At 72.2% G+C, this 8,000-nt stretch carries 8 protein-coding genes; 6 read left to right on the top strand and 2 right to left on the bottom strand.

Going from position 1 to position 8,000, the window contains the following annotated elements; all coding sequences use genetic code 11:
• Positions 1 to 21 precede the first annotated feature (21 nt).
• Complete coding sequence (locus ACFE67_RS12705; RefSeq protein ID WP_375407246.1) at positions 22 to 1,074, bottom strand: alpha-hydroxy acid oxidase; 1,053 nt, start codon at positions 1,072 to 1,074, stop codon at positions 22 to 24.
• Positions 1,075 to 1,173: 99 nt separating this feature from the next.
• On the opposite strand from ACFE67_RS12705, the gene ACFE67_RS12710 reads away from it, so the two are divergent.
• Together ACFE67_RS12710 and ACFE67_RS12715 are read left to right on the top strand one after the other, a co-directional pair.
• Positions 1,174 to 1,668, top strand: coding sequence for a hypothetical protein (locus ACFE67_RS12710; protein ID WP_375407247.1), 495 nt, complete (start codon positions 1,174 to 1,176; stop codon positions 1,666 to 1,668).
• A gap of 149 nt (positions 1,669 to 1,817) precedes the next feature.
• Entirely contained in the window at positions 1,818 to 2,033 is a 216-nt protein-coding gene (locus tag ACFE67_RS12715) for a hypothetical protein (protein ID WP_375407248.1), read from the top strand.
• A gap of 44 nt (positions 2,034 to 2,077) precedes the next feature.
• Here the strand turns inward: ACFE67_RS12715 and ACFE67_RS12720 are convergent, their stop codons facing one another.
• The gene (locus ACFE67_RS12720; RefSeq protein ID WP_375407249.1) at positions 2,078 to 2,434 is read right to left on the bottom strand and encodes a nitroreductase family deazaflavin-dependent oxidoreductase; all 357 of its coding nucleotides are present in this window, start codon (positions 2,432 to 2,434) and stop codon (positions 2,078 to 2,080) included.
• 205 nt (positions 2,435 to 2,639) lie between these two features.
• Between ACFE67_RS12720 and ACFE67_RS12725 the strand changes: the two genes are divergently transcribed.
• From ACFE67_RS12725 to ACFE67_RS12740, 4 genes are all read left to right on the top strand, one after another.
• Entirely contained in the window at positions 2,640 to 3,233 is a 594-nt protein-coding gene (locus ACFE67_RS12725) for a PadR family transcriptional regulator (RefSeq protein ID WP_375407250.1), read from the top strand.
• On the top strand, positions 3,230 to 3,949 hold the full coding sequence (locus ACFE67_RS12730) for an ABC transporter ATP-binding protein (protein ID WP_375407251.1): 720 nt from the start codon (positions 3,230 to 3,232) through the stop codon (positions 3,947 to 3,949). Before ACFE67_RS12725 ends, ACFE67_RS12730 begins: the two co-directional genes overlap by 4 nt.
• Complete coding sequence (locus tag ACFE67_RS12735) at positions 3,949 to 6,702, top strand: hypothetical protein (protein WP_375407252.1); 2,754 nt, start codon at positions 3,949 to 3,951, stop codon at positions 6,700 to 6,702. Before ACFE67_RS12730 ends, ACFE67_RS12735 begins: the two co-directional genes overlap by 1 nt.
• Before the next feature lie 318 nt (positions 6,703 to 7,020).
• Positions 7,021 to 7,845: a hypothetical protein gene (locus tag ACFE67_RS12740; protein ID WP_375407253.1), complete on the top strand. Its 825-nt coding sequence runs from the start codon at positions 7,021 to 7,023 to the stop codon at positions 7,843 to 7,845.
• The last annotated feature ends 155 nt before the right edge of the window (positions 7,846 to 8,000 follow it).

Raw genomic sequence — 8,000 nt, forward strand, 5'->3', positions numbered from 1 at the left:
AAGGCCGCTGTGGGGTGTCGGTCAGTCGCCCGCGACGAGGTCCGGCTGGAGGTCGACCACGGTGCCGGCGCCGAGCAGGTCCATCGCGGCTGCGAGCTCGTCCGTGAACGATCGGACGACGTCGGCGACCCCGTCCGCGCCGCCCGTCGCGAGGCCCCACATCGCCGGGCGCCCCACGAACACCGCTCGTGCGCCGACCGCGAGCGCCGCCGCGACATGGGCGCCCGATCGTATGCCGGAGTCGGCATAGACCTCCGCCCGTCCCGCCACCGCAGCCACCACCTCGGCGAGGGCGGCGGCGGATCCGACGCTGCTCGCGAGCCCGCGCCCGCCGTGCGTCGACACGACGACGCCTGCAGCCCCGGCGCGGACGATGCGATCGGCGTCGTCGCCGCGCAGCACGCCCTTGACGACGACCGGGAGCCCGCCGGTGTCCGCGACCCAGCCGATCGCGTCGAGCCCGAGCGCGCGATCGCCGCGGCCGCCCTCGCCACCGGCGATCAGCAGCTCCTCCGGCGTCAGGTTCGCGAGCCGCGCGCCGGTGCGGCCGTCGGTCCACTCGGTCGGCTCGACCGACACCGTCGAGCTCGGGCGCGGATGCTGCAGCCGGGTGATGTCGACGGTCAGCAGGATCGCGGAGGCGCCTGCTGCCGCCGCCCGCTGCAGGAGCGCCGCGCTGAGCGACCGGTCCCGCGCGATGTACAGCTGGAACCACCAGGGCGCTCCGGCAGACGCGATGCGGTCGAACTGGATCGCGGTGTTCGTCGAGACGCCGAGCAGCGAGCCGGCTGCGGCGACCCCCGAGGCGGTCGCGAACTCGCCGTCGGGATGCGCGTCGACCTGCTGCGCCATCGGTGCGACCAGCACGGGTGTGGAGACGGGTGTCCCGAGCACGGTGGTGGAGGTGGCCGGGTCGGCGGCGCCCCTCAGCACCCGCGGCCGCAGCCGGATCGCATCCCATCCCGCGATCTGCCGCTCGAGCACCTGCGGCCCGCCGGCGGTCGCCCGCAGGTAGTCGTAGACGTGCTGCGGGAGGCGCTCGGCCGCGCGCCGTTCGAGGTCGACGAGGTCCATCGGTGCTCCTTCCGGGCGGCCGTGCACGATCGCGGTCCGACCAGCCCTGCTCCAGGCTGCCAGGAGGAAGGTGGAGGCAGCGGGTGGAGGGAGAGCGGCATGATCGAGCCCTCGAGCGCCCGGCCCGCATGGGTCGATATGGGCGGCATCCAGCGGCTCGCCGATCGTGTGGCGCGTGCCTCGCGCCTACCGCGGCAGGCGCAGTGGCGGGACGGTCCCCGGCCGGTGCTCGGCCCGCACTGGCCGCTCGCCGATCTCGACTGGCACCGGCGCCGATCCTGGATCGCGGACGGGAGGGAGCGCACCGAGACCGACCACCAGTTCACGCGCTACGCGCTGCTGCCCGACGGCCGGCTGGTCAGGGCCGATACCTGGGGCTCCGAGATGGCCGGCACCGACGTCCCTCCTGCGCCGTGGACCGGCGACGTGCGGGCGGTGTCCACGCGCGACGTCCACGTGCTCGATCAGCAGCCGGTCGCGTTCTCGGTGGACCGCGGCCCCACGGCGACGTGGGGTACGAGGCCGTCCGGCGAGGCCGTGCGCCCGTGGGCCGGCGCGGGGATCGAGATCCTGCTGAAGGCGCTCATCCCCTGACGAGCGCTGGCGAGCCGCCGGGCGGCAATCGCGCCCGCGCGCGTGGGTGCATCAGCCACTCAGCCGCTCACCAGCGGCGGTCGGCGCCTGCGAGCCCCGGAACGGCGACGTCCGATCCCTCCGGACCGACCGCGGGTACGGTGAAGGCCGTGAGCAGCCGTCTTCCCCGCATCGTCCTGACCCTCGTCGGCGTGATCGCGCTGGTGATCGGGCTGGTGTTCGCCGGCCAGGGAGCCGGCCTGATCGCCGGCAGCTTCATGACGGGCAGTCGGCAGTGGCTCACCATCGGATTCATCGTCGCCGTGGTCGGCGTGATCCTGCTGTGGCTGGGCCTCCGCCGCCGGGGGAGTCGCCCGAGGGCCTGAGTCACCGCACCGCCGAGCCGGGCTCGGCGGCCGCGGTCCGAGGGTCACGCGGCCCAGGTGACCTCGATGAGCGGGCTGGTCTCAGGATCCAGGGTGATCCGACTCCCCGGGATCGAGGCGGCGATGGCCGCCAGCAGGCGTTCCTTCTCGGCGCCCTCGACGGGTGTCGCCCTGGCGGCGAGGTCGGCCTGCGTCGTCTCTTTGAGGTGGAACGTGAAGTCGGGGTTCGCGACCAGGTTCGCGTACCAGCTCCGGGCGCCCGGCGTCCCGGTGATGTAGATCCGGCCGTCGATGCGGTGGAACCAGATCTCGATGCGACGGGCCTCGCCCGTCTTGCGGCCGATGGTCGTGATGTCGATGACGCGGTCGTGCGCGAGCGCCTGCTCGATGCTGGGGGTCACGGGATTCATCGTCACACGCTTCCGGCGGGCGCCTCCACGGCCCTCCCGCTCGTGCCGCGCTTGCGCACCTCGCGCAGCACGATCTGCTCGGGGCCGACGGGTCGAACCTTTCGCGGATCCGTCATAGCTCGTCATGGGCGGCGTGTCGAGGCCCGGGGCATACCGGGTAGGTAATACTCCGTATGCATCCACCGGAGGGAGACGCATGAGCGTCCGTCAGAGCCTGCTCGCGATCCTCGATCAGGCGCCGTGCTACGGCTACCAGCTGCGCGGGGAGTTCGAGACGCGCACCGGTGGCACCTGGCCGCTCAACGTCGGGCAGGTCTACACGACCCTCGATCGCCTCGAGCGGGACGGCTTCGTGACCCGCGACGGCGCCGACGTGGAGGGACGCGTCCGCTACGCGATCACCGACGCGGGCTCGAGCGAGGTGCGCGGCTGGCTCGCTGCGCCCGTCGTGCGGCAGCAGGTCCGCGACGAGCTCGCGATGAAGCTCGCGATCGCCTGCACGCTGCCCGGCATCGACGTCCCCGCGCTCATCCAGACGCAGCGCACCGCGACCCTCGCCGTGCTGCAGGACCTGACCCGCACCAAGTCGAGCCAGGCGGCGCCCGCCTCGCCGTCCGACCTCGCATGGTCGCTGGTGGTCGAGTCGATGATCTTCGCGGTGGAGGCGGAGGCCCGCTGGCTGGACCACGCCGAGGCCACCATCGCCCGTGCGGCCAGGTCCGGCGCCGTCGCGGCCGTCGAGGTGCCGCGCGCGGCACGCCGCATCGTCGCCGAGGGCGGCGCCCGATGAGCGCGCCGCTGCTGCGCCTGACCCGGATCGTGCAGGAGTACGGCTCCGGGGACACGGCCGTCACCGCCCTCGCAGGGATCGACCTCGAGGTCGCACCGGGCGAGCTCGTCGCGGTCATGGGCGCGTCGGGCTCGGGCAAGTCGTCGCTGCTGTCGATCGCGGGCGGCCTGGCGAAGCCGACCTCCGGAACCGTCGAGGTGGAGGGGGTCGACCTCGCCGGCCTCTCCCCGAAACGCGTCGCGGCGCTGCGGCGCACCACGCTCGGCTTCGTCTTCCAGGACTACAACCTCGTGCCGACCCTGACCGCGGTCGAGAACGTCGGCCTGCCGCTCGAACTCGACGGCTGGCCGCGCCGGAAGGTGCGGCAGGCGGCCCTCGAGGCGCTCGCCGGCGTCGACCTGACCGACCAGGCCGGACGGTTCCCCGACGACCTGTCCGGCGGTCAGCAGCAGCGCGTCGCGATCGCCCGCGCCGTCGTCGGCCCGCGCCGCCTGATCCTCGCGGACGAGCCGACCGGTGCGCTCGACTCGCACACCGGCGAGATCGTGCTGCGCATGCTGCGCGCGCGGATCGACCAGGGTGCCGGTGGCGTCCTGGTCACCCACGACGCCCGGCATGCCGCGTGGGCGGACCGGATCGTGTTCCTCCGCGACGGCCGGGTCGCGGACCAGTCTGTTGCGTCCAGGCCCGAATCGCTGCTCGAGGGAACCCGCTGATGCGCGGCGCACGCGCACGATGGGCAGTCGCGCTGCGGATCGCCCGCCGCAGCGCGCTCGCGTCGTGGGGTCGATCACTGTTGATCGTGACGCTCATCGCCGTCCCGATCATCGGGCTGTCGGCCGGGGCGGTCGTGCTGCCCAGCCTGCAGTCGACGCTCGAAGAGCGCATCCAGGGGAACCTCGGGCACGCCCAAGCGAAGCTCACGGTCGTCGACAACACGGGTCGGGCGATCCAGCAGGGCCGCGAGGGCGGGTACTCCTTCGACGAGTCGAAGCCGGACGGGAAGGACCTGCCGACCGTCGATCCGCGCACGGTGCTGCCCGCGGGAACGCGGACGATCGCCGTCACCACCGGGGCCGCCACCTTCGCCACCCCGAAGGGGGAGACGAGCCTGGTGACCGTGACCGGCGAGACGTGGGATCCGTCACTCGACGGCGGACCGTACGAGCTGCTCTCCGGGCGCCGTCCGACCGCCGACGACGAGGTGCTCCTCTCCCCGGCTGCCCTCTCCCGCCTCGGGGCAGACGTCGGAGGCACGGTCGAGATGCTGCAGCCGACCGCCCGCACGCTGCGGGTCGTGGGCACGTCGCGGGACCGGAGCCTGCCCACCTCGACGCAGTCCGTCTTCGGCGCGGAGTCGCTGCTCCCGGTCGCCGAGTCCGTTCCCGACACGTTCTACGTTCCGACCGCTCGGATCGGCTGGCCAGTCATCGAGAAGCTGAACGCGGAGGCGGGGACCACCGTGCTCTCGCGAACCGCCGTGGTGCAGCCGTCGGCGTACGCGCAGCGCTACGACGGATTCGGAAGCAGCTTCTGGGATGTGAACTTCGGGACGTCGCTCGTCGTCGCGATGGCACTCGCGTTCGCGGTGCTCGAGGTCGCCCTGCTCGCCGGCTCCGCCTTCCTCGTCGGTGCGCGCCTGCAGCAGCGCAGCCTCGCGACGGTCGCATCGGTCGGCGCGGACCGGTCGGTGCTCCGACGGATCGTCACCGCGAACGGCGTCGTGCTCGGCGGGGTCGGCGGCGTGGCAGGGGTCGGGCTGGGGATCGTCGGCGCGGTGGTGTTCATGCGCGTGACGGACGACGGGGCGTGGACGCGCTATCCGGGACTGCATCTCTGGTGGCCGCTGCTGATCGGGATTGCCGTCTTCGGCGTCGTCGTCGGCTGGATCGCCGCGCTGGTCCCGGCGCGCGCCGCCTCCCGGTTCGACATCGTGCGCGCGCTGCGCGGTGCGCGCACACCGCAGAAGGTCGGGAAGCGTCCGGTCGTCGGTGTGGTCCTGCTGATCGCGGGGATCGTGCTCACCCTGCTCGGCGGCGTGGCGCTCGTCGCCGCGCAGAAGCTCATCGGTCCGTCCGGCACGCTGCCGCAGATCGGCGCCGCAGCCCTGCTCTGCGGCGGCCCGGTACTCGCGCAGCTCGGCGTGCTGCTCTGCTCCGGTCTCATGCTGCGTGGCGTGTCGTCGCTGCTGCGCCGAGCGCCGCTGGCGGCGCGCCTGGCCGCAAGGGACACCTCGCGGAACCTGGGTCGCGCCGTTCCGGCCGTCGCCTCGGTGATGACCACGGTCTTCATCGCGGCCTTCGTCATGTGCATCGCGAACTCGGCCTCCATCATGGGTGCGGTCACCTACTACTGGACGCTCGCGAAGCCCGGCTCGGCCGTCTCGTACATCAGCTCGGACGATCCCACCTCGACCACCGCCGATCGGTGGAGCACCGTGCTGCGGCACGACCTGCCGGTCGATCGGATGCAGGTGATCGGTCAGACGCTGCAGGGCACCGACGACCCGACGCCGTCCAACCGCCACCGTGATGCGCTCGCGGTCGTCCGGGTGAAGGACTCGATCTGTCCGGAGCCGAGCTTCACCGCCTCCGACACCCGCTGCGGTCCGTACAGCGCCACGGGAGGCACCTCCTACAGCTCGCAGTACCCCCTGGTCGTCGGTGACGAATCGGCACTTGCGCTGCTGCTCGGTCACGCCCCGAGCACCCAGGCCGTGACGACGCTGCGGGACGGCGGGGTGGTGGCGCTCCGGACCGGCCTCGTGCACGGCAGCCGGGTCCAGCTGGACTGGTTCACCCCGAAGCAGCTCGCCAACGGCGTCGAGTCTGCGACGCCTGTGCGGTCGAAGGCGATCCCCGCGGTGGTGGATCTGCCGACGCACGCGGTGCAGGACGCGCTGTTCACGACGACCTCCACCGCGCGATCACTGCACCTCACGGTGCGGCCCGATCGAGTACTGCTCGACTTCACGAAGCCACCGACCGACGCGGAGCTCGACACCGCGAACACCGCCATCGCCGCACTTGCGAACGATCCGAGTCTCGGCCGAACGGTCTACATCGAGACGGGACCGCAGGACTACGGCGGGCAGATCGCCTGGCTGATCCTGCTCGCGTGCCTTGTCATCGCGATCTGCGCCGGTGCGACGGCGATCGCGCTCGCCCGGGTCGACGCCCGCGCGGACGACATGACCCTCGCCTCCCTCGGCGCCTCGCCTCGGGTCCGCAAGTCGGTCGCGTCTGTGCAGGCGCTGATCATCTGCGGCGTCGGGGCAGTGATCGGCACTGCGCTGGGACTGCTTCCAGCGGTCGCGGTCGGTATCGCGGCGCACTCCCTTCCGTTCGCCCCGCCGCCGCTGCAGCTGACGCTCATGGCGGTCGGGATCCCGGTTGTGATCGCGGCGGGCAGCTGGATGATGGTCGGCACGCGCCGAGGCGACCTCACAAGACGAACCGCGATCGCCTGACTGGCCTCGACACCGCGTCCTATCCCGCCCCCTGGTGACTACCCTGCCCGCCGCGGCAGGCGGGGTAGTCACGGAGGAGCGGGCTACGAATGCTGAGCGCCCGGACCCGTTCGAGGCGGAACGCAGTGGCAGACGTGACGTGACCACCCCGGCGGACAGGATGTGGTCATGAAGGTCGTGGCGCGGACGAGCCGAGCCCGCTCGGTCGTGGCTCTGCCTGCGGTCGCTGCGGTCCTCGGGCTGTCGGCGTGCACGACGTCGCCGGTCGATCGTGTGCTGTCGCGCGAGTGCGTGCCTCGAGTGGTGACCGTTTCCCAGGTGATCGCAAGGCCCGGGGACCATGTCGACATCGAAGCGCAGGCTGCGGGCTGCGCCGTGCGGTTCACCGACCGCGGCCGGCTGACGGTGTCGGCGCACCCCGAGCAATCGGACGACGTGTCTGGGATCGTGCTCGCCACGATCCATGCGGCGCGCTCGGGCGCGTTCCGGGCCCGGGTCGTGATCCCTGCTGCCGTCGGGCCTGGCGATTGGATCGTCCGTGTCAGCGAGGGGCTGCCGGATCTGCCGTGCGATGACACCGGCGGGGGTTCCGCGAGCTGCGCATCCCCGGAGGCGTACCTGCGGATCGGGGATGACGACCTCGACTACTCGAAGGGCGGGGCGCACACGGCCGCTGAGCAGGTCGCGAGCCGGATCGAGCGAGATCTGCACGGTGACGCCGGCTTCCTCGCCGCGGAGGTGCTGCCCGGCGGGGTGCAGGTGTCCGTTGCGCACCCGTTCCGTGATCGCACCGATCGGACGATCCTGGCCGCGCAGCACGACGCGGTGGCGCTGATGGCGAAGGTCGAGGGCGCTCCGGCGGACGACCTGGTGCCGGTGATCCGGTTCAACGCGCTCAGCAATCTGCAGGAGCTCCGCCGACTGGAGAGTCGGGTGCTTCGGGACCGGATCGCGCTGGGCCGCGAGGGCATCGTGCTCGACGCGGTGACGATCGATCGGCGATCGGCCACCGTCGACGTGACGGTGCACGACTACTCGGACGAATCCGCGCGCGTGCTCGCCGCGCGCTATTCAGAGGGGCTTCGCGTACTCCCCGCCACATCGCCGCGGCTCGGTCCAAAGGCGCCGTCGATCGGAAGTTGAACCTGGGTGGACGCGCGACGCGCGACGCTCCGGTTGTTCTGTCTACCTAACGATTCAGAAGGGTGCGTTCTCCGGGTAGGTCGGGGTGCGGACTTTCACAGCGGGTGTGATGGTTTTCGTGCCGCCCCATTTGGTGGTCCAGTGGATGGTTCCGT

The sequence above is a fragment of the uncultured Amnibacterium sp. genome, from assembly GCF_964244015.1.
In the GTDB taxonomy this organism is placed as follows: Bacteria; Actinomycetota; Actinomycetes; order Actinomycetales; family Microbacteriaceae; genus Amnibacterium.